General features: G+C 62.8%; 9 protein-coding genes. 7 read left to right on the top strand and 2 right to left on the bottom strand.

Annotated features, from left to right (window positions below; all coding sequences use genetic code 11):
• Nucleotides 1-71 precede the first annotated feature (71 nt).
• From acnA to AC07T0_RS13260, 3 genes are all read left to right on the top strand, one after another.
• Nucleotides 72-2,813, top strand: coding sequence for an aconitate hydratase AcnA (acnA, locus tag AC07T0_RS13270; RefSeq protein ID WP_495001598.1), 2,742 nt, complete (start codon nucleotides 72-74; stop codon nucleotides 2,811-2,813).
• Between the two features lie 276 nt (nucleotides 2,814-3,089).
• Entirely contained in the window at nucleotides 3,090-4,655 is a 1,566-nt protein-coding gene (locus AC07T0_RS13265) for a methyl-accepting chemotaxis protein (RefSeq protein WP_495001597.1), read from the top strand.
• A gap of 390 nt (nucleotides 4,656-5,045) precedes the next feature.
• Nucleotides 5,046-6,863 carry a hypothetical protein gene (locus AC07T0_RS13260; protein ID WP_495001596.1) on the top strand — a complete coding sequence of 606 codons (1,818 nt, stop codon included), beginning with the start codon at nucleotides 5,046-5,048 and terminating at the stop codon, nucleotides 6,861-6,863.
• A gap of 76 nt (nucleotides 6,864-6,939) precedes the next feature.
• Here the strand turns inward: AC07T0_RS13260 and AC07T0_RS13255 are convergent, their stop codons facing one another.
• A complete protein-coding gene (locus tag AC07T0_RS13255; protein ID WP_495001595.1) occupies nucleotides 6,940-9,126 on the bottom strand; it encodes an autotransporter outer membrane beta-barrel domain-containing protein in 2,187 nt (728 codons plus the stop codon).
• A 502-nt stretch (nucleotides 9,127-9,628) separates the two neighbouring features.
• Between AC07T0_RS13255 and AC07T0_RS13250 the strand changes: the two genes are divergently transcribed.
• The 3 genes from AC07T0_RS13250 to AC07T0_RS13240 all read left to right on the top strand — a co-directional run bounded on the left by AC07T0_RS13250 (nucleotide 9,629) and on the right by AC07T0_RS13240 (nucleotide 14,094).
• Nucleotides 9,629-11,419 carry a hypothetical protein gene (locus AC07T0_RS13250; RefSeq protein ID WP_495001594.1) on the top strand — a complete coding sequence of 597 codons (1,791 nt, stop codon included), beginning with the start codon at nucleotides 9,629-9,631 and terminating at the stop codon, nucleotides 11,417-11,419.
• Between the two features lie 120 nt (nucleotides 11,420-11,539).
• Nucleotides 11,540-13,342, top strand: coding sequence for an addiction module component (locus AC07T0_RS13245; RefSeq protein WP_495001593.1), 1,803 nt, complete (start codon nucleotides 11,540-11,542; stop codon nucleotides 13,340-13,342).
• 32 nt (nucleotides 13,343-13,374) lie between these two features.
• Nucleotides 13,375-14,094, top strand: a complete 720-nt coding sequence (locus tag AC07T0_RS13240; RefSeq protein WP_495001592.1) for a hypothetical protein — start codon at nucleotides 13,375-13,377, stop codon at nucleotides 14,092-14,094.
• Nucleotides 14,095-14,135: 41 nt separating this feature from the next.
• Here AC07T0_RS13240 and AC07T0_RS13235 read toward each other — a convergent pair whose 3' ends face one another.
• A complete protein-coding gene (locus AC07T0_RS13235; protein WP_495001591.1) occupies nucleotides 14,136-14,816 on the bottom strand; it encodes an alpha/beta family hydrolase in 681 nt (226 codons plus the stop codon).
• 191 nt (nucleotides 14,817-15,007) lie between these two features.
• On the opposite strand from AC07T0_RS13235, the gene AC07T0_RS13230 reads away from it, so the two are divergent.
• On the top strand, nucleotides 15,008-23,008 hold the full coding sequence (locus AC07T0_RS13230) for an Ig-like domain-containing protein (RefSeq protein ID WP_495001590.1): 8,001 nt from the start codon (nucleotides 15,008-15,010) through the stop codon (nucleotides 23,006-23,008).
• The last annotated feature ends 197 nt before the right edge of the window (nucleotides 23,009-23,205 follow it).

Genomic DNA, 23,205 nt, shown 5'->3' with positions numbered 1-23,205 from the left:
AATCGGAGCTAGGTTTAAGGCTCTGTTCGTTCCACCCGGCCCGTGCCGTGCGGGCCTCAAGGAGTCATTTCATGTCTTCCCTCGATAGCCTGAAAACCCTTAAAACCCTGAAGGTAGGCGCCAAGACCTATCACTACTTCAGTCTCCCGGAGGCCGCCAAGTCCCTCGGCAACCTGGACAAGTTGCCGATGTCGCTCAAGGTCCTGCTGGAAAACCTGCTGCGCTGGGAAGACGGCAAGACCGTCACCGGCGCCGACCTCAAGGCCATCGCCGCCTGGCTCAAGACCCGCAGCTCCGACCGGGAAATCCAGTACCGCCCGGCCCGGGTGCTGATGCAGGACTTTACCGGGGTGCCGGCGGTGGTCGACCTGGCCGCCATGCGCGCCGCCGTGGCCAAGGCCGGCGGCGATCCGCAGCGGATCAACCCGCTCTCCCCCGTCGACCTGGTGATCGACCATTCGGTGATGGTCGACAAATTCGCCACTGCGGCGGCTTTCGGCCAGAACGTCGATATCGAAATGCAGCGCAACGGCGAACGCTACGCCTTCCTGCGCTGGGGCCAGAGCGCCTTCGACAATTTCAGCGTGGTGCCGCCGGGTACCGGGATCTGCCACCAGGTCAACCTCGAGTACCTCGGCCGTACCGTCTGGACCAAGGATGAGGACGGCCACACCTACGCCTTCCCCGATACCCTGGTCGGCACCGACTCCCACACCACCATGATCAATGGCCTCGGCGTGCTCGGCTGGGGTGTCGGTGGCATCGAGGCGGAAGCGGCGATGCTCGGCCAGCCAGTGTCGATGCTGATTCCCGAGGTGATCGGCTTCAAGCTCACCGGCAAGCTCAAGGAAGGCATCACCGCCACCGATCTGGTGCTGACCGTGACCCAGATGCTGCGCAAGAAAGGCGTGGTCGGCAAATTTGTCGAGTTCTACGGCGACGGCCTGGCCGAACTGCCCCTGGCGGACCGCGCGACCATCGCCAACATGGCTCCGGAATACGGCGCCACCTGTGGTTTTTTCCCGGTGGACGAGGTGACGCTGGATTACCTGCGCCTGTCCGGCCGGCCGAGCGCAACCGTGCAACTGGTGGAAGCCTACAGCAAGGTCCAGGGCCTGTGGCGGCTGCCGGGCCATGAACCGGCCTTCAGCGACAGCCTGGCCCTGGACATGGCCAGTGTCGCCGCCAGCCTGGCCGGGCCCAAGCGCCCGCAGGACCGGGTATCGCTGCCGGACGTCGCGCAAGCCTTCAGCGACTTCATGGCGCTGCAATTCAAACCGGCGCACAAGGACGAAAGCCGGCTGGAAAGCGAAGGCGGCGGCGGTGTCGCGGTGGGCAATGCGGATATGGTCGGAGAGGCCGACTATAACTACGAGGGCCAGACCTACCGGCTGAAGAATGGCGCCGTGGTCATCGCCGCTATCACCTCCTGCACCAACACCTCCAACCCCAGCGTGATGATGGCCGCCGGCCTGGTGGCGAAAAAAGCCGTGGAAAAAGGCCTCAAACGCAAACCCTGGGTCAAGAGTTCCCTGGCCCCCGGCTCCAAGGTGGTGACCGACTACTACAAGGCCGCCGGCCTGACCCGCTACCTCGACGAACTGGGCTTCGCCCTGGTGGGCTATGGCTGCACCACCTGCATCGGCAACTCCGGGCCGTTGCCCGAGCCGATTGAAAAAGCCATTACCCAGTCCGACCTCACTGTCGCCTCGGTGCTGTCCGGCAACCGCAACTTCGAGGGCCGGGTGCATCCGCTGGTGAAGACCAACTGGCTGGCCTCGCCGCCGCTGGTGGTGGCCTACGCCCTGGCCGGCAGCGTGCGCATCGATATCAGCCGCGAGCCGCTGGGTGAAGACCAGGACGGCAAGCCGGTGTACCTGCGGGATATCTGGCCCAGTCAGAAGGAAATCGCCGACGCGGTGGCCCAGGTCGATACCGCCATGTTCCACAAGGAGTATGCCGAAGTCTTCGCTGGCGACGCGCAGTGGCAGGCGATTGCAGTGCCACAGGCCGCCACCTATGTCTGGCAGAAGGATTCGACCTATATCCAGCATCCACCGTTCTTCGACGATATTGCCGGGCCTCTGCCGGTCATCGAAGATATCCAGGGCGCACGGGTACTGGCCCTGCTCGGCGACTCGGTGACCACCGACCACATCTCCCCCGCCGGCAATATCAAGGCCGACAGCCCGGCCGGCCGTTATCTGCGCGAACAAGGCGTGGAGCCGCGGGACTTCAACTCCTACGGCTCACGTCGCGGCAATCACCAAGTGATGATGCGCGGCACCTTCGCCAATATCCGCATCCGCAATGAAATGCTCGGCGGCGAGGAAGGTGGCAATACTCTCCATGTACCGTCCGGCGAGAAGCTGCCGATCTATGACGCGGCCATGCGCTATCAGCGCGAAGGGACACCACTGGTGGTGATTGCCGGCCAGGAGTACGGCACCGGCTCGAGCCGTGACTGGGCCGCCAAGGGCACCAACCTGCTGGGGGTCAAGGCGGTGATCGCCGAGAGTTTCGAGCGTATCCACCGTTCCAACCTGGTGGGCATGGGCGTGCTGCCGTTGCAGTTCAAGCTCGACCAGAACCGCAAGAGCCTGCAGCTCACCGGCAAGGAAACCTTGAATATCAGCGGGCTGAGCGGCGCCGACCTGCAACCGCGAATGAACCTGACGCTGACCCTGACCCGTGAGGACGGCAGCCAGGAGAAAATCGAGGTGCTGTGCCGGATCGATACCTTGAACGAAGTGGAATACTTCAAGGCCGGGGGGATTCTGCATTATGTCTTGCGGCAGTTGATCGCGTCCTGATCGGCGCACCGCAAGTCGTCTGATAAAGCACCGGCCCCGGCCGGTGCTTTTATGTGGGGGGGACAAGCGTGGTACTCAGGTGCCAATTAAACTCAACGAAATAAGGCGCTACTTTTCGTACACTGCTAGGCTCCAGCCACTGTTGCTGCAAGCCATTCACCTTGAGGTCAAGTCCGCGAACAGTAAGATGCGAGCCGCCCCTCAGTGTTGAAAACCATATTCAATATTTCCCCAACCCTGCCGATATATCGTCAAAGCCTTGCGGATAGAGAAACCATGCGTAATAACCAACCCATAACCCAACGCGAACGCACCTTCCCCGCTCAGCAACGGTTGATTTCCACTACCGACGCCAAAGGCGTGATCACCTACTGCAACGACGCTTTTGTCGAGATCAGTGGCTTTTCCCGCGAAGAACTGATCCGCGCACCGCACAACCTGGTGCGGCACCCGGACGTTCCGGCGGCGGTGTTTGCGCATATGTGGAACACTCTGAAACAAGGCCTGCCATGGATGGGCATTGTCAAGAACCGCTGCAAGACCGGTGACCATTACTGGGTCAACGCCTATGTGACGCCGATTTTCGACGGCAACCAGGTGATCGGCTACGAGTCGGTGCGGGTCAAACCCAGCGCCGAGCAGATCCGCCGCGCCGAGGCGCTGTACCAGCGCATCAACCAGGGCAAGTCGGCCGTGCCGCAGCGCGACAAGTGGCTGCCGGTGCTGCAGGACTGGCTGCCGTTCATCCTGGTCAGCCAGGTCAGCTTCCTGATCGGTGTCTGGCTCAACTCCTACTGGGGCTTCGCCCTCGCCGCGGCGGTCTCGGTACCGCTCGGCCTGTTGGGCCTGGGCTGGCAGCAGCGCGGCCTCAAGCGCCTGTTGCTCCTGGCCGAACAGACCACCTCCGACCCGCTGATCGCGCAAATGTACACCGACAGCCGTGGTGCCCAGGCCCGCCTGGAAATGTCCATCCTCAGCCAGGAAGCACGCCTGAAAACCTGCCTGACGCGCTTGCAGGACACCGCCGAGCACCTGACCAACCAGGCGAAGAAGTCCGACGAACTGGCGCAGAAAAGCTCCACCGGTCTGGATCGTCAGCGCCAGGAAACCGAGCAAGTGGCCACCGCCGTCAATCAGATGGCCGCCACCACCCAGGAAGTCGCCAGCCACGTCCAGCGCACGGCCGATGCCACCCAGGAAGCCAATCGCCTGACCAGTCGCGGCCGCGATATCGCCGGCGAAACCCGCGAGGCCATCGAACGCCTGTCGGTGGTGGTCGGCGAGACCGGCAGCACGGTCACGCAACTGGCCAAGGACAGCGACGAGATCGGCGGCGTGGTCGATGTGATCAAGGGCATTGCCGACCAGACCAACCTGCTGGCCTTGAACGCGGCCATTGAAGCGGCCCGCGCCGGGGAAATGGGTCGTGGTTTCGCGGTGGTCGCCGATGAAGTGCGTCAACTGGCGCAACGCACCAGCGAATCCACCGGCCAGATCCACGCCCTGATCGCCAAGCTGCAACAGACCGCCGGCAACGCCGTGCAAACCATGGACGCCGGCCACCGCCAGGCCCAGGAAGGCGTGGCTCGGGTCATGGAAGCCGACGCGGCGCTGGTGGGGATCAGCGAAGCAGTGGCCAATATCACCGACATGACCACCCAGATCGCCGCCGCCACCGAAGAGCAAAGCTCGGTGGCCGAAGAGATCAGCCGCAATATCAGCACCATCGCGCAACTGGCCGACCAGACCTCGGAACAGGCGCACGACTCGGCGCACTTGAGCGAAGAGTTGACCCGCACCGCCAACACGCAGTATTCATTGGTGGAGCGCTTTAACCGCTGAGTGTCAAAGAGCCCTGAAAAACCCGATGATTAATAGTCATCGGGTTTTTTATTATCCAAAGAAAAGTTAATCAACTCTTTTTTTAAAGTAAGAAACTTCCTAAAGCCTATAAACCTCTCACTGACACAATACACCACCATCAAACCCAACCCTGCAAAACTCTTGACAAGCTCCGGCAGTTACTATTCGTTAAAGCTCTGGCATGACATCGCATAGATAGTTACTACCCACTTGAGACTTTCATGCCTTATTTGCCAGACCCACACGTACCGACGCAAACACTCACAATAATCGGTAAAGCGTCCGACCGTGAAACTACCTGACAACACTCAATTAGATAGCAGGACTATCCTTATGATGGATCTAGTGAACACCCTACAGTCTCGCGTCATGAAAGAGGACCTTATCGCCCCCCGTGTCGAGCAAGCTGCCCCGGAGGACGGGCTGCTGCCTGTCGGCGAGCTTGCCAGGCCCGTCTCGGTCTCCCTGCCGCTCTGGCCGAATGCCAGGCCCGATGACCGCTATCAACTCACCTGGAACAACGCATTGATTGGCGACCCCATTCAACTGACCTCCCCTCTCCAATCCGGTTATATCCTGTATACGCACATCCCCGTCGCCACGCTGGCCGTAGAAGGCCTCTATCAGCTCGGTTACCGGGTCACGACAAGTTCAGGCGAAATATCCTACTTGTCTCAAACCACCCCCCTTATCATTGACCGCAGCCCACCCGGCGGCACTCTTCTCGCCGCCCTTATCCTCCCGACAATCGCCCTCGACGGCCTGAGCAACAATGAACTCGTGGCCCTGGGCAACCAACTCACTGTCACGGTCCCCGGCTACTTCGACATGCAGTGGGGCGATGTTATTCAAAGTTACTGGGGCGAACTGGCCGGCCCTACCCATACCGTACAAGCCGATCAACCCGGTAGCGATAAAGTCCAATTCAGCGTTGATCGAAGTTTCCTCGAACACCTGGGCAACGGCGAGTTCGCCCTCAGCTACAGCATCCGCGATCGCGCCGGCAACACCTCCGTGCGCTCGCAAGCGGTGACGCTCAAATTGCAGTTGCAGCAAGCACCGACCAACCTGCAAGCGCCCCAGGCCCTGCAACTCGACAATGGCCAGGTGCACGACGCCCAGGCCCGCGTCGGCGTGAAGATCGCGGTGCCCACCTACCAGCATGTCGCCATCGGTGACGAAATCTGCGTGCTGTGGAACGGCGAACGGGCCGCCGCCCGGCGGATCATCACCGCCCACGAACTGGACAAGCCCCTGCTGCTGAACGTCATGGCGCGTTATCTGGTGATTTCCCGCCACGGCGACGGTCCGGCCCGGGTGAACTACCAAGTGCGCCGCAATGGCGAGGTGTTCACCTCGGCCGACCTGGAACTCAAGGTTTTTTTGCAGTTGCCCGGCCCGCAGGACCCGACCCCGCAGACCATGGTCAACGAGGCCCTGGCCGCGCCGCTGATCAAGGGCAAGAATGCGCATGGCCGGCGGCTGGACAACTACCTCGATGAAGACAATGCGCAACTCTCGGCCGACGCGGTCATCGCCTGGCGCAGGGCGTTCCAGGCCGGCGACCGGATCAACCTGTTCTGGGGCCAGTCCAGCCAGCCATTGGTACGCACGATTACCCCACGGGATGTCGAAGCCGCCTGCTACCTGGTGATCAACGTACCGAACAGCCTGATTGCCGAGCAAGGCTGCGGCGTCGATATCAGCGTGCAGTACACCGTGACCCGGGAAGGCAACCCGAACACCTCCTACTCGCCCAAGCAATCGGTCGCGGTGATTTTTCAGATGCAGTTGCCGGGCGGCTCGGCGGGCCTGATGGAGCCGGTGTTCACCGGGGCCAGTGTGCTGAATGTAGTGGACCCGCGCAAGGATCCCGAGGGCACGGTGCTGCTGGTCAGCCCCTATCGCAACATGAAAGTCGGCGACCGCATCGTCCTGCGCTTTTGCGGTTTTGACGCGCTTACCGGGGGCAACGAGATCGAGGCCGCGAGCTTCAGCACCGAACGCCTGGTCAGCGAGCACGAGCTGCGCAACGGCTGCCGGCTGCGGGTGCCGCTGGCGCGCCTGATGGCCATCGAGCATGGTCGTGGCCGGGCCCGTTACGAGGTGATCAGCGAGCTGGGGCGGGTCACCTCATTACCCGCCGATGTCTACATCTCGTCACGCGCGACCGTTATGGCGCGTTGAGCGCCCGTCATGAACAAGCCCTCGGCGATCCATCGTCGAGGGCTTCGATAGCGGCGGTCATCCATGACGACAGGGATCAGAAGGCGTAGCGCAGGCCGACATTGACGCCCCAAGGCTGCTCGATATGTTCGCCCTTCATATAGTCGAAATCAGCGTGCAGTTGCAGGTCCTTCGACAGCGCCGCGGAAACCCCCACGCCCAACTCGCCACGGGTGCCGAACAGGCTGTTGTCGAAGGCCGTGTCATTGACCTTCACCGTGTTGTCGTTACGGGAGAACTCATGGGCCATGGCCACCCGCAAGTAAGGCTGCAGCAAACCACCATCGCGCAGTTCGAGATTGCGCCCCAGGGTCGCGCCGGCCTTGCCGAGCACGGAAACGGTCCGGCCGTTATCCACTCTCAGGCCGTTGTCCAACTGGTAGTTATCCCCCTTGACCAGCACCGAGGACAGCTGGGCGTAAGGTTCGACAAACAGATCGTCACGCAGCTTGATGTGTTTGCCGAACTCCAGCGAAGCGCCGTAGGCGAAGTTGTCGTAGTCGCCCTTGGCCTTGGTGCCGTTGGTCATCGAGACATCGGCCTGGTTATCGAAGCGGTTCAACTTGAGCACGCCGTCGAGGTAATAGCCGTCGTCCCGCAACCAGGTGCCATAGGCGCCGAGGGAGTAGCTGTCCACCGTGGCGGAGGTGCCGCGACTCAGGCTCAGGTCGGAACGGCTGTGACCGGCCATGACCCCGACCATCAGTTGCCCATCGCTGACCGGCACAGGTAGATCAACCCCGAACGACAAGCCTTTCTGCCGCTGCTTGTAGCCGAATCCCGCTTCGGCGGTGACGTTGTACTGGTTGCCGTAGCCGCGGATCCAGCCGCCGCCCTCGCCACTGCTGCGGATTTCGCCCATGCGGCTGCGCAAGGTGGCCAGTTCACCGTACCAGAGGGTCGGCCCGACGCTGAACAGTGCCAGCGACGCCTCGGTCGAGGGGCTGATGGTCTTGCCGGAGCCGACGATAAACCAGTCGTCGCCCTGTTTCTCCAGCAGATAGGAGTAGACCCCCAGGTCGACGCTGCCGCCGACCACCTCGAACAGGGCATCGCCGCCTTCGGTATGCACCACATGCAAGGGCGTGATCTCGGGGGCGTTGGGCTCCAGCCCGGTGTTCTGCACATTCAGCAGGAAATTGCCGTGGGCCTGGCCATTGATATTCAGCCTGTCCCCGGAGTTATCCAGCAGGTTGACGTGCATATTGAACATGCCGGTACCGGACAACTCGCCCAAGGACAAGGTGTAGAACTGCTCGGCCGAGCCCAGGGTCACGCTGCCACCGTCCATGGACAGCGCTTTGACCTCGGCATCGCCGGTCAGCGTCCAGTTCGCACGACTATTGATCGCCACACTGTTGGTGTTGACCAGGTTGCCGAACAGTCGCGCGCCGTTTTGCAGGGTGACATCCAGGGTGCTGCTGTCATCGGCCACCAGGTCGCCGCGCAGCAAACTGCTATCGGCGGTGAAACCGACGTCACTGGCCCCCGTGACATCCAGCAAAATGCCGTTGCCGGCCAGCAGGTTCCCACCATTCTGCACGGTGATCCGTGCAATGGTGCCTTCCTCCGCCGAAATGGCCTGGCCGCTCAGACCTGCTATCGTCGAGTTGTCGACCACGATGTCGGCTTGCTGGGGAATGATCGGCCCGCCCGGCGCAGCCGTTCGGCCATCGAGTTGCAAGCCGATTGAATCACCCTGCACATAGCTGTCGTTGGCCATGTTCAGCGTTGCCCCGAGCAAGCGGATACCCACACCGCCCGCACCGGCATAGTCGCTGCCGAACACCCGGGTGTTATCGAGGCTGAGTCGCCCCAACGCGGCCACCGCAATCCCTATTCCAGCCCCGGAAAGCGTGCTGCCTTGGATATCTGCCCTGGAGGGGTTTTTCGTACCATCCGACGTCAGGGTGCTCAGCAAGAGTGCCGTCCCGGTGGCATTGCTGACATCCGCACCGTTAAGGGTTGCCCTTGCGGCAATCAACTCGATCCCTTCGCTGACCTTGCCACCGTTGACGATCACCTGGGATCCGAATCCCTGGACCCTGATACTGGTAGCCGCGCCGCCCTCGGCAATTTCCAGTACCCCCTTGTTGATAACCTGCCATGAAGTCACCTCGCTCTCGGCCGTGACCGTTTCCCGGCGATTGTCCACCACCCCCAGCGGTTCATTGTCCGAAGCCTCTTGCCCCAGGCTCAACGGGGAACCCAATACAGCGCCCATGAGGCAAGCCGCTTTCCCGAGGCCTTTATATCGAAAGCAAAACGGGGTCAATCGATCAGTCGTGCGCAACATTACTTCTTCTCCACTAAAAGAAGTAATAGTTTGATAAGGCTCGACCACGATTTAATATTAAAAATGACCGTGAAAAAAGTCAGAATATTCCCAAATTACACAAACCATTTTCCTACATAAAATTAATACTTCCGCACACTTCAATTTCTAAAAAAATCAAAGAATAGCGCTTGACACCCTTCCAACTCCTCTATTACGTAAACCCCAGATAGGAAAACGCCTATCGCTAAAACCTGAAGTAACGCGACCCTGACCCATAAAGATCCGACACGGTCAGTCGCCCTGTCTTCATTCACTTCCAATCAGGAACAGAAGTATGTGCACAAACAAGAAGCGCCTTATTCTCACGCAAAACAGTTATATCCGAGCTGAACACAAGAATCTGGAAAAACCTGATGTAGCGGACGCATTTCCAGACGGTTTATTACCCTTGAGTGCACTCAACGCGCCACTTCCCGTCACCTTTAAATTGTGGGACGACGCCAGTCTCGACCAGACCTATCAATTGTTCTGGGATGACAATGCCGTTGGCACGCCCACTGATGTCGAGCAGGACGATCTGGATAACCCGGAGCGCTATCTGAGCCTGGATATTCCCGTCGATCTGTTGGTTGAAAAGAATGACCAGGATAATCCGACCGATAAAAAATACAAACTCAGCTACCACGTCCGCGACAAGTTCAGCGAAGAGACAACCCCCTCGCGCGACACCCTGATCGAGGTCGATACCACCCGTCCCGGCCTGCCAAGCCATGGTCCGATGGCCTTCCCCAAGGAAGTCGATGATGGCCTGACCTCGGCTGAACTGACCGCGCTGGGCAATACCCTCGATGTCATCGTAAGCAGCTACAGCACCATGGCCCAGGGTGACTTCATCGAGACGTTCTGGGGCGATATCCCGGGTCCCACGGCCACCGTGCAGATGAACGATATCGAGTTGGAAGAAGTGCCGATTTCCTTCAGTCGCGCCTTCCTGGAAGACGTCGAATCCCAGGTCGGCAACGCCCTGTCGGATGTCACCTATATCGTCACCGACCGCGCCACCAACGTCTCGCCGCGCTCCCTGGCGCGACAGATCCGCTTGCTGCTGGCCGAGATCCCGAACGATCTACTGCGGCCGATCATCGAACAGGCCAGTCCGGAACAGGGCGGGTTGATCGACTACGAGGATGCCCAAACCGGTGTCACCGTCGATATTCCGCATTACCTGGGCGCCCTGCCCGGGGATCAGGTCACCCTCTATTGGGGCGATTCGAACCCGCTGCCGGCGATTCCCGTGCCGGACGGCGACGAAGATAAGGATCCGATCCTTTCTCCGGTGCTGCAATTCGACATTATCAACCGTTTCCCCGAGGCAACGGTCAATGTCCACTATGAAGTGCGCCGCAACGGTGAGTTGGTCGGCACCTCGCTGATCCAGCCGGTGCTTGTCTACCTGACCCTGCCGGTGCCGGAGGAACGCCTGCAGCCGCTGACTATCCAGGGCACCAGCGGCAACCCCAACCGCGAGGACAACCTGATCGACCCGGACGACTATGAACTCAATGCGCGGGCGATCTTCCGCTGGGTCAGCGGGCTGCGGGTCAACGACTACATCAACCTGCGCTGGGGCCAGCAGGAGGTGCCGAACTGGCATCAAATCACCCTGGAAGAGTTCAATGCCGGCGTCGATTTCGACATTGAAGTGCTCAACACGGTGATCAAGGCCGAAGGCACCGGGGCCGCCATCCCGGTGAGCTACAGCGTCACCCGCGACACCAACCCCAACCCGGCACTGGCACCGACCCAAGCGGTGATCGTGCGCTCGAAAATGGAACAGCCCGGCGGCGAGCTCGGCCTGCGGGAACCGCTGTTCACCCGGCTGTCCGACGCCGGTCATGTCATTCCGAGCCTGAGTCCGGACGGCACGCCGGTTCTGGTCAGGCCGTATGACAATATCAAGCTGTACCACGACATTGCCCTGACATTCGAAGGCTTTGAGCTGGATGGAACGCCTATTCCGCAGGCCCGCTATGAAAAGACCGACACCATCAACCCGACCAATATCGACACCGGTTTGAGCTTTCTGATTCCGCGCGCCAACTTGATCAGCCTTTGCAAAGGTTATGCTGAAGTGACCTATCGGGTCGAACCGCGTCCTGAACATAATCAGGAACCGGCCAACTCGTTGATGGGCTCGGCCCCGGTCAGCATGAACAGACCCGGTGTCGGTTGCAGTTAACACGGTAAAGACTACACCGCCCTGAAAACCCGACAAACCCTTTATAAGTTAATACTTATCAAGTGCCTCAGTGTGTCTGCGGCCTTCGCTTGAAGGCCGCATTCAAACAAGGAAATCAATATGACGCTTACCACTTCCAGCACGCCTGTTTTCGATCAGCCGAATATTCCCGACGCCTTCGCAGATGGCTTGCTGCCGATCAGCGCACTTAATACCCCGGTCCTTGTCACTTTCAAAGTATGGGACAATCCCTCGACCAGCGAAACTTACCAGTTGCTCTGGAACGAAGTGCCTATCGGCACTAGCAAGTTCATCAAACCCGAGGACCAGCCCGGCGACACCCTGGAACTTTATATTCCCCTCGACCAGTTGATCGAGGGCAAGTATCAACTGGCCTACCGCGTCACCGATACCTTCAGCGAAGAATCCACCGACGCCTTCTCCTCCCCCGTCGAAATCGATACCACCGCCCCCGGCTATCCCACCACTCTAGCCCCCCTGGATTTCCCCCCGGCCATCAAAGACGGCCTTACCTCGGAAGAACTGACGCAACTGGGCGACATCCTGCTCGGCACCGTCCACGGCTACAGCGGCTTCGCCATCGGCGATCGGATCAGGACTTTCTGGGGCGATACCGAAGGGCCCGGGGGCAAGGTTGACGAGGATGACATGGAGCCCCAGGAAGTGCTCATCGAGTTCCCCCGCGCCTTTCTCGAGTCGCTGGGCGATTTCAACGGGCCAGTCTTCTACACCGTCACCGACCGGGCCGAGAATGTCTCCCAGGACTCGACCACCAGCAACATTCTCCTGCTACTCAACGAACCGGTAACCGACCTCCCCGCGCCGCTCATCGACGGTTATGTCGAGCCGATCACCCATGAACAGGCGCAGGCCGGTGTCGAGGTGTGGATTCCCACTTCGGGCCTGGTCGAAGACGGCGACCAGATCCTCCTGCGTTGGGGCGACGTGGCCCTGGGCCCCTTCGAACCGGAGTCGATCGGCCAACCGATCGTCCTGCGTATCCCTGTGGACCTCGCCACCGTCGAGCAGGCCGGCGACGGCGCCATCCGCCTGAGCTACGACCTCAGCCGCGACGGTCATGTCATCGGCTATTCGTTGCCGCTGGATATCGTCGTCAGGGCCCGGCTGCCGGTGCCCGGCGACATGGCGCGACCGGTCGTTCGCGGCGCCTCGGCCGAAGCGGTGGACAACCTGATCGACGAGAACGACTTCGAACGGGACGCCAGCGCCATCATTGCCTGGAATCCCGGTTTCGTCGAAGGCCAGCTCATCCAGCTGTTCTGGGGCGGACAAGCGATGTTCGAACCGCCCTACCGCATCAGTGCCGAGGATGTCGCCGCCGCCCGCGACCTCCACCGAGCGGTCCTCAACAGCCGTTTCCGACCGGTAGGCACCGGCACTGATATCCGCGTGCGCTACAGCGTCAGCCAGGCCGGCAATCCGAATACATCGAGATCGCCGGAACAGGGCATCATCGTCCGCTCCCGCGATGAACTACCCGGCGGGCCGGCTGGACCGGACGCTCCGCTGTTCACCGCGCTGAACGAGCATGGCGCGATCAATACGCTCAACGGCCAGGACGGCGCCCCGCTGTATATCGCCCCCTATGTGAATATCAAGCAGGGCGATGTCATCCATTTCCTCTACGAAGGTTTCGACCAACTGATTGGCGGCAATCCAAAAAACCAGTGGCCGCACACCTCCGATCCCCTGACCGAGGAACAAACCCGCAACGGCTACGACCTGCGGGTCCCGCGCACGGTGCTGGACGCCACCTGCTACGGCCACGCCGAGGCCACGTTCAGCGTCGACAGCGTGAGCGGCACCGGCCGCTCGAAACGCCAGACCGCCTATGTCGATATGCGCGTGGCCGGTGTCTGTCCGCCGGCAGTTCGCCAATGACCTGCCGACCCTTTCCCCCTGGAGCCCTGATCATGTCCATCCAGCCACGAAACCTGGAGCGCCCGCAGATCCTCAGCGCCAATCCCGCCGGGGTCGGTGCCATCGATGTCGAAAACCCGGAAAAACCCCTGGCCGTGCTGGTCGGACCGGTGAATCTCAAGCCACGGGATCGTATCGATCTGTATTGGGGTCACGTCGCAGAGCCGACCGTCCGCTACGAACACCCCCTGGACGCCCCGCCCGACAATGCTTTCGTTACCCTGTTCGTCGCCCCCCAAAATCTTGCATCGGCCACGGAGCCGCTGCCGGTTCACTACCGTTTCACGCCGTTTCCCGGCGGCACGACGGAAGATTCCGATACCACCCTGGTCCGGGTAAAACTGGAGCCCCCGGGCGGTGTCGACATCGATCCGGCGACGCCTTATGAGAACGAAGCCCTGCACCCGCCACGGGTGCAGCCACCCGGGGTGATCGTCGATCCGCAGGGGGTCAGCGTGCTCGTCGCGCCCTACGATCATATGAGCGAAGGCGATCGAATCAGCGTGAGCTGGGATGAGCAACGTGTCGACCACCCACCCTTGAGCGCAACGAAAGTCGACCGGGAGGTGCTGATCCCGATCCCGTCGGCGATCATCGAAGCCGCCGGCAACGCCAGCGCCCTCCCGGTGCGCCATGAGATCCGCGATGTGGTCGGCAACTGGTCGAAACGCTCGCCCGCCACCGAGGTCGTGGTCAGTCTCGGCGTGCGTTGAGGTCACCCGTGCCGGTTGCCATCCACCAGGCAACCGGCGCTTTACAGCACCTGACGCCGGATAAAGTCGTCGATCTGCCGCGCCGCCGTGTCCAGATGCTGCGCATGGCTGAAACCGCTGGCCTTCAGCGGCTTGAGATCGTGATCGGCCGCCGTCAGCCAGCTCACCCGCACCTGCGCCGACAGCGTATAACCCACCACCGTCTGCCGATTCCCCAGGGCATCACGTTCGCCCTGCACGATCAGGGTCGGCGTGGCGAGATCCGCCAGATGCGCCACCCGTGGTTTTTCCGGTTTGCCCGCCGCGTAGAACGGATACCCCAGGCATACCAATCCCTGCGCACCGAGGTCGTCGGCCAGCAGGCTGGCCATACGTCCGCCCATGGACTTGCCGCCAATGAACAACGGTCCCTGGACCTGGCGCCGCACGCCTGCGTACACCTCGCGCCAACACTCCAGCAAACGCGCCTGGGGGTTCGGCGGACGCTTGCCGCCGTCCAGGCGCCGTTGCGCCATGTAGGGAAACTCGAAGCGCAGCACGGCAATGCCGCGCGCCGCCAGGCGTTCGGCCATGGCGTTCATGAAATCACTGTCCATCGGCGCACCGGCACCATGGGCGAGGATCAGCGTGGCCAGCGGGCCAACCTCCCCGGCGGGGTTGTACAGATAGCCCGGAGCCACGGCCCAGGAGACCTGGGACTGGGTTGCTTGCTGGATCGACATGTCGCCTCTCATCTCACTGTCCGCACCGACCACAAACCCCGCATGGGCCCGCACCGGCAACCTAGATATGTAACGCATCGCCGCGCCGCTTTTCCTGAAAATGAAAACACCTTATCTGCCTGCCCAGACACAGCAAGGCCGGCGGCGCCGACACGGGACGCTCCCCTGTCCATTTTCAGACGAGTATTGCCATGCCTCAAGACGCCCTCACCCACGCCGAACAACCCGGCGCCAGTCGCCTTCCGACGGATCGTCCGGTCGCGCCGGTACGCCAGATGGCGGCCGCGCCGCTGCTCAGCCGCGCCTTCGCCAGCCTCGACGAAGCCGTCAAGTATGCCCACGGCCAGGCCGCTTTCAAAGGTTTGAAGCGACAGTCGTCGTTTATCCTCAAGCATGCGCAAAAGGCTGAATTCACCGCGACCCAAGTGCCGGGCAGCGCCACGGCGCCCTTCGACCCGGACGACGTCTTCGGCCGGGACGCCCGCGGCCTGCCGCAGTTGCCCGAAGGTTTTATCCTCGCCGGTCTCTACTGCCAGGCCGAAACCGCCCACGAACAACTGCCGCCCCGGGAAAGTTGGCTGTACGAAAACTTTTTCAGCCCCTACGACCTGTTCGCGGGGCTCCATCACGCCCGTCGCTCACGCCCCCCGGCGCCTGGCGCACGCCCGCCAGCGTTGTTCTTCGGTAGCCCCGACGGGGCGCTACTGGCCTATCGCTGCGAGGACAGTGAACTGGAGCAGGCGCTGCTGCCCGAAGGCGCGGACTGGCAGGCACGGGCCCGGCACGCGCGCGCGCAACTGTTGAGCGGCGCACTGCCACCCCGCCAATTCGTCCGCACGATCGCCGCCGCCGGCCAGTTGCGGGTACTGCACAGCAGCTACCTGTGGAACCGTCTGGGGGCGGTCGACCCGATCCACTGGGCAGCGTTCGCCAACGCCATGCTCCCAGGACTGGGTCCGGCGTTCCTCTCGGCGGACGACGCCGCCCAGCATGCCCAACAACTGATCCAGGGCGGCACCGACAAGCAGCTCGGCGGGCTGATTTTCCAGCGCCAGGACGCGAGCTTTGTTGCCACGCTGCCGACCGCCGGCGACGACAGCCGCTTCAACAGCGCTGGCCTGTATCCGCTCACCGAAGCCGGTATTGCCAGCTTCCCCGCCGGACACCAGCTCTATGCCGTCTACCGCTCCAACATCAGCCTGTCGGCCCTCAAGGAGCAAAACAGCGGGGAATTCGACAGCCCCTTGATGCTCTCCGACCAGGAGACGCGCCTTCGACTGAAAAGCATCACCCCCGACGAGGTCCTCACCACCCTCCTCGCCCGGTCGCAGGGGGTCAGGGCGTTTTATGTGCTGATGACCAACGCCAATATCATCAAATACATGCCCAGCGGCTCCGACGAAGAGGATGCGCTGATCCCGCGCCTGTTGCCGGGCAATGACCTCAGCGATCTCAAGCAGGTGCTGCCGAGCGAGTTCATCAAGTCCCTGGCCAGGACCGGAGCACTCTACGTGGTCCGCGGCGATACCTACTGGGGCCCGCCGGGCCAGGTGCCCAGCGATTGGAAGCCCTACCCGCCAAGGCCGGCCGCGCTCCCGGCGCTGCCGGCCTTCGGGCCGTTGTGCGACAGCGCGGATGCCGCCGCCCGGTATGCCCACGAGCGCATCAATGGCCAATACCGCGACCGGCGGATCGGCTTCATCATCAGCGACAGCCACAACCGCTACGTCGCCAGCGAACCGCTGACCGCCAGGGAGCCGCTGTTTGCCACGGCCCCCCGCTTGCCCACCGGCGCCGACGGTTCACCGGCACTGCCGCCAGGCTATCGCCTGGCCGGTCTCTACTACAGTGCCGCGCTGTATCCGCAACGCTTGCCGTGCAAGGACGTCTGGATGTACCGCAACTTCTTTCTGCCCGATGAGTTGCTCGCGGCGCTCAAGCAGATCGAAGCTTATCGTCCGGACCCGAGCGCGCCGACGCTGCCCTTGTACCTGAGCACCCGCGATGGCGCGCAGTTGAAATACCTGTCGCTGGACATCCCCTTCGACAAATCCCTGCTCGCCGGCTCCGATCAAAGCTACGGCGAACGTCTGCTCAAGGGCATCCTCGACCCGCTGAACTTCATCCACGCACTGGCCGATAGCGGTGAACTGAGCGTGTTGCAGCCCAGTGAACTGTGGGGCCCGGCAGGACGAATCAACAGTGACTGGCACGCCTATCATCAGCTACCGCGGCGCGTCCTCGGGCCGCTGTTTGCCAGCGCCGACGACGCGGCGCGCCACGCCCACGGGCAGATCCCGCGCCGCTATGACAAGGTCTATGGCGGGGTGATCCTGAAGCGCGCGGACGGCCTGTTTGTCGCCAGCGCGCCACGGGTGTCAGCCACCGAAATCTTCGACCACACGCTGGTATTCCCCAACCGAAATGGTTTTCCTCTTGAAGATCACACCCTTGTCGGGACCTATAACTCCCGCCTGGGCAGCCTGGATTTTTCCGTGCCGGAGACTGAAGGCCGGCTTTACCTGAACCTGTTTCCGACCTGGGATATCTATCGGGCGATCAAGGACCACTCGATCCCGTTGCGCTATTTCTCGGGGCAGGACGGGGCGCTGATCCGCTACACCAGCCGACATTCTCCGGCCGAAGTCGATCTGTTCAAGCAGTTGTCGCCTGCGCCGGCGAACCCGCTGAACCTGATGGACAATCCCACCGAGCAGCGTTTCAAGAGCGGCAAGGACGAAGACAAGGGCGCCATACTGACGTTTGTCCGTGACCTGACCAAAACCGGTGAGCTGCGCGTACTGGTCAGTGGCCGCGAGATCTGGACAGCCGTCGGCAAAGTGCTGTCGATTCACGATACCGCCGCCGGAGTGCGTGTCGACACCGACAAGACGCTCTTCGCCACCTATGCCCCCGCGTTCAGCCCGGTGTTCATGGCGTCCCTGGATGCCGTGCAGCATGCGCTCAGGCACATCAGCCCGAGCACCGAGCGCAGCTTCGGTTTGATTTTCCGCAAAACCGAGAAGGTGTTCGTCGCGACCCTCCCCATCAGCGATATCAGCTCGCACTTCGACAGCGATCTGATCCTCCCACCGGAGATGGCGGTCCTCAATCTGCTCCCCGGCTATAGCATCGATGGCCTCTATGTGGCGATCGCCTGGCTGGACAAGCTGCCCGGCGACAGGGCCTACCAGCATTTCATTTCCGCCAGGCACTTGGCCCACGCCATCAAGACCGCGCGGGAAACGGCGCTGGTGCCCGGACACCGGAGCGCGACCAATCTGTACCTGGCGACCGCCGATGGCGCCCTGTTGAACTACCAGGTGCCGCTGGTTCCCGATAAGGACGAAGTGATCCGCGGCAGCCTCTTTCACAACAACGGCGGCGACACCCAGGAGCAACTGGAAAACGGCTCGCTGTCCGGCCGGGACTACGTTCGGCGCGTGGCGGCGAGCGGTAAATTGAGTGTGGTGCGGGCCGGTACGGTGTGGCGTCAGACCGGTCCGGTGAGTGCCACCTGGGAACTCACCGACGTCGCCACAAGCGACGCGCAGCGCTATGTCCTCAGCCCGCTGTTCGCCCACGCCGACGATGCCGCCCTGTATACCCATGGCCAGATTGGCCAGGGTCGAGGCGCGCTGTTGGTCAACGCGATCTATCGCACCTCCGCCCCCGACGGTTATGTCACCCTTGAGCCTTTCGTCGATGGCCAGGCGATCAAGGTCACCCGCCCCCTGGCGGATCCGAAGACCCAGGCGCTGGAACAGCAGCGCCTTGAGTTGACCTTGGGCAAGACACCGCTCGACAGCATTCACTATGCCAAGCCGCTCGACCCGAGCCGCTACCAGACCGACGACAGCCCCCCTGTCGACTTCCTTGCCGTCGAGGATATCTGCTTCGTCACCAAGACTCTGCTGGCCGACAACTTGTTCCTCAATGGCCTCTACTACTCCACCCAGGAAGGCGCCCTGCTCAAGTACGAGCCTCAGGACTCAAGCGCACAACGTGAGTTGTGCACACCGCTCGAAGCGGACCCGGATGCTGCCAAAAGCCTGACCCCGCCACAGCTCCACCTGGTCAATGTGGTCGCCGGGGCCGGCAAGCTGAGCGTGTTGCAAACCAGTCGGCTGTGGCCGGAACCCGGGCCGATCGATGCCAGCTGGACGCCGACCTGGGCCCTCGCCGCGCGACACCCGCGCGCCACGCGGGAGCTGGTACCGCCGCTGATCAACAGTTTCAATATCGGCGGTGTCGGCGCCACCGATGTGATCGACCCGCAACGGCCGTTACCCGTGGTGATCGCCCCGCTGGAGCTGAAACCCAGGGATCGAATCGACCTGTATTGGGGCAACCATCCCGACCCGGTCGCCAGCCATACGCAAGACAGCACACCCGGTGCCAGCCACCTGACCCTGCGGGTCGACACCCGCTGGATCATGTCGGCGCCAGAGCTGACGGTACGCTACGTCCTCACGCCTTTTCCCGGCGGCACACCGGAAAGCGCCGAGACCCGTGTACGGATCAAGCTGGACGTACCTGGCGACCCGGACAGCCAATCCGCGACGCCCACCGTCAACGACAAGCTCGAACTGCCGGTGATCCTGCCGCCCGGGGTGATCGAAGACCCGGAAGGCGTCAGTGTGGTGGTCAAGCGCTATACGAACATGGCCGCCGGCGACACGATCACGGTGTCCTGGCACGGGCGCCTGGTGCAACACCCGCCCCTGGCCGCGCCGAGCGACGAAGTGCTGGTGCCGATCGATCCGAATATTATCCGCGAGGCCGGCAACTCCGACGCAATCATCGTGCGTTACGAGATACGTGATGAGGTCAACAACTGGTCGCGCTGGTCACGCCCGGCCCTGGTGGAAGTCGCTATCGGCGATCCGGACCTGCGCCCGCCGGTGGTCCCGCGAGCCCAGGGCATGCAACTGAACCTGGACGCACTCAATGGCGCCGACGTGCAGACCCTGGTGCTGCGCTATGAAGGCATGAGCAGCGCCCAGACCCTGCGCCTGTTGGTCGAACGGGAAACCGCCCTCGGCGCGACACTGCCGGCGTACAGCGCGGTGATGCCCGGCCATGACAGCGACGGGTTCGTGTCCTTCGAGGTACCACACGAGCAGTTCCTCCTGATCATCCGGGGACAGGCGCGGTTCTACTACTATGTCGAAGCGCCCAACCAGCCGATACGCCGCTCCAGGAGCCTGCCGTTGCAGATCAGCGGCCGCGCCCTGACGCTCAAGCCCCCCCGGGTGCCCGTCGCCGAAGCCAACGGCAACGTGCTCGACCCGACGCAAACCGGGGTCATTGCCCGGGTCGAGCCCTACTCGTTCATCGCCACGGGCCAGAGCGTGACCCTGATCTGGCTCGGCACCAGAGCCACCGGCCTGGAAATCCGTCACGAACAGACCAAACCCGTTATCGAGACCGACCAGGACATCGACTTCACGATCCCCGACGAGCAGGTCAGCGTGCTGGCCGGTGGCTCCGTGGTCGTGCGCTATGAAGTCCGGACCATCGCCCCGGAGCCCGTGGTTTCCCAGGCGCTGCTGTTGCCGGTCAGCGCCAACCCGCTGGATCTGCCCGCGCCCAAGGTGCTGGAGGCCCATGACACACTGCTGTTCCCGTTGCAGGCGCTGATGGGCGCGACGATCCGGGTCAGCTATGCCATGAAGCCCCGCGACAGTATCCAGGCCTACTGGCGCGGTACGCCCGGCGCCGGGAGCCCCATCATCGACGCCAAGCCCGGCAGCACCAGCGGCCAGGTCGACTTTGCCGTGCCCGCCACGGCGGTCAGCGCCAATATCGGCAAACGTGTGGAGATCGGCTATACCGTCACCCGCGATGGCATCCCCGCGCCATCGGAGAAACTGCTGCTGGACGTCCTGCCCATCGGCCAGGAGGACCTGCCCACGCCTTTCGTGCATCAGGCGCCGGACAATCAGATCCTCGACCTCAACACCTTCAGCGGCGATGCCATCATCGAGATCAGGAAATGGCCGCATATCCAGCTCGGCCAACGGGTCTGGTTGCGCGGCGAAGGCACCCTGGCCAACGGTCGGCCTCACACCCTGGTGATTTGGGACGCCCGGGAAATCCCCTCGATCGCGGACGCCTTCGACGACCCCGTACCGCGCGGGGAGCTTGATCAATTGAAAGACCTGAGCGGCCTGACCTTTACCTTCAAGGTGGCGTTCGACGGCAGCGCCGACGAATCGACCGCCCTGACCTTCCCCCGACTGCGCCTGGTGCTGCGGGCCAAACAGCGGGTGCCGGAGCTGGTCTTCGACAGCCACCCCGTCAGCCTGCCCGGCAAGATCTACCTGATCCCCTGTCACCCACAGATACTGCCGGCCTTCGGCCCCGACACGACGACCCAACGCGTGGCCAGTGGCGGCGTGCCCGGCTATCACTACAGTAGCGACAGCCCGCAAATCGCCGTGGTCGACAGCCACGGCAAGGTCAGCGTGCGTGGCAATGGCAAGACCCACATCCGGGTCAGCGACAGCGCCGGGCAGCGCAAAAGCTACGAGGTCAGCGTCAGCGGCGTGGTCCAGTGCTACAACCTCGGCGAGGGCAGCAGCGACGAAACCCTGCGCAAGGCCCGACAAAAAGGCCTGAGCGTCCCGTCGCTGGAGGAACTGATCAGCATCCGCACAGCCTACGGCAAGCGTTGGCCGTTGCAGTCGCCGCTCAAGCCGAAAACCTGGTCATCGACCACCAAGACTCCGTTGGGACTGGTGCATGCGGTACTCGACATGACCTTGACCGTGATCGAGCCGGAACGCCCCTATATCAAGATCACCCCCGGCCTGAGCCTGATCTATGAAGCCAGCGGCCTGGGCATCGGGCCCGCGCGGCGGCTCGACTGCAAGAAAGCCCGGGGCCTGCCCGAGGATGCCAGGGAACTGGAACGACCGCGGGTCGAGGCGGCCCTGGACGACGGCCAGGGGTTGTTGCCGGCCAGCGCCCTCGACGCGCCCGTCGCGGTGACCTTCCCGGTCTGGACAAACCCCACCACCGACGAGACCTATCAGTTGCTCTGGGGCGCGGAACTGCTCGGCAGCCCAGTGTTCATCGCTCCGGGCGACAACCCCGGTGACCCGCTGAGCCTGGACATTCCCGTCGAGGCCCTGACCCACGGCCGCCATGAACTCAGGTATCGGGCGTACGACACCATCAGTCAGGCCTCGACGGATTCGTTCCCGACCCTGATCGAGGTCGACCGCGAAAAACCCGGCCAGCCGTTGCTCGGAGCCATGGCCTTTCCACCCCAGGTCAACGATGGCCTGACCTCGGCGGAGCTGACCGAGCTGGGCAATGTGCTGCCGGGCACCATCGCCAGCTACAACGGTTTCGCGGTCGGCGACCAGGTGACCACCTTCTGGGGCGATATCGAGGGACCGGGGATGCGGGTCATGGAGCTCAAGACCATCGTCATCGAGTTTCCCCGCGCCTTCCTCGCCTCACTCGGGGCGGATGCCGATTGGCCGGTGACCTACCGGATCCAGGACCGGGCGGGCAATCTGTCGGACCGTTCGGAAGCGATCACCGTCAAGCTGCGCCTGTCAGGCGGCGAGCGTCCCGAACTGGTGTTCGACCCGCGTCCCGTCACCCTCAGCGGCAAGATCTACCTGATCCCCAGCCATCCAACGGTGTTGCCGGCCTTCGGCCCGACGACATCGGTTCGGCGCCAGGCCAGCGGCGGTACCCCCGGGTATACCTACACCTCGGGCAACCCGGCGATTGCCGTGGTCGACGCATCGGGCCTGGTCACGGTGCGCGGCAACGGCAGTACCACCATCACCGTGCGCGACAGCGGCGGACAGACGAAAAGCTACAGCCTGTCGGTCAGCGGCGTCATTCATTGCCATGGGTTGGGACTGGGCACATTCGCGAATATGCAGGCCAAGGCCAACGCCGGGCATCGGCGGCTGCCGACTCGCGCCGAGCTCGCCGATATCCATCGCCTCTACGCCAGCCGCTGGCCCTTGGCTGCCCAGCGCGAATGGCTGCCAGAGACCCCGCGGGAAGCCGAGTCGACGACGTTGAAGGATTTCGGCCTGACCTGGTCCACCGACCGGGCGACCGCGGTGCCGCCGATCAAGTACTACGTGACGCACCTGCCCAGCGGTAAGGAGTCGATCCTGTTCGATCTCAGTAACGCCTATGGCCTCGGCCTGAGCTGAGCCGAAGCCCTCACTCAGGCGTGAACACACACCCTGTGGGAGCGGAGCTTGCCCGCGAAACTTTTAGCGGTCTCCCGGCCCTATTCGCGGGCAAGCTCCGCCCCCACACCACACCCCATGCCCAACCCCGATCAACCCGCCGGAGGCCCCGTGGCCCCCGGCAATTCCTGCCCCATTGACCCCCGTCAATACCACCC

Source organism: Pseudomonas sp. GW821-FHT04D07 (genome assembly GCF_059420225.1).
The sequence above is the reverse complement of the archived record's forward strand: the minus strand, read 5'-3'. Positions and strand labels throughout refer to the sequence as shown.

Excerpts from the sequence above, each read along its gene's own strand:
- acnA (WP_495001598.1), top strand. The coding sequence starts at position 72 with ATGTCTTCCCTCGATAGCCTGAAAACCCTTAAAACCCTGAAGGTAGGC.
- AC07T0_RS13265 (WP_495001597.1), top strand. The coding sequence starts at position 3,090 with ATGCGTAATAACCAACCCATAACCCAACGCGAACGCACCTTCCCCGCT.
- AC07T0_RS13260 (WP_495001596.1), top strand. The coding sequence starts at position 5,046 with ATGAAAGAGGACCTTATCGCCCCCCGTGTCGAGCAAGCTGCCCCGGAG.
- AC07T0_RS13255 (WP_495001595.1), bottom strand. The coding sequence starts at position 9,126 with ATGGGCGCTGTATTGGGTTCCCCGTTGAGCCTGGGGCAAGAGGCTTCG.
- AC07T0_RS13245 (WP_495001593.1), top strand. The coding sequence starts at position 11,540 with ATGACGCTTACCACTTCCAGCACGCCTGTTTTCGATCAGCCGAATATT.
- AC07T0_RS13240 (WP_495001592.1), top strand. The coding sequence starts at position 13,375 with ATGTCCATCCAGCCACGAAACCTGGAGCGCCCGCAGATCCTCAGCGCC.
- AC07T0_RS13235 (WP_495001591.1), bottom strand. The coding sequence starts at position 14,816 with ATGTCGATCCAGCAAGCAACCCAGTCCCAGGTCTCCTGGGCCGTGGCT.
- AC07T0_RS13230 (WP_495001590.1), top strand. The coding sequence starts at position 15,008 with ATGCCTCAAGACGCCCTCACCCACGCCGAACAACCCGGCGCCAGTCGC.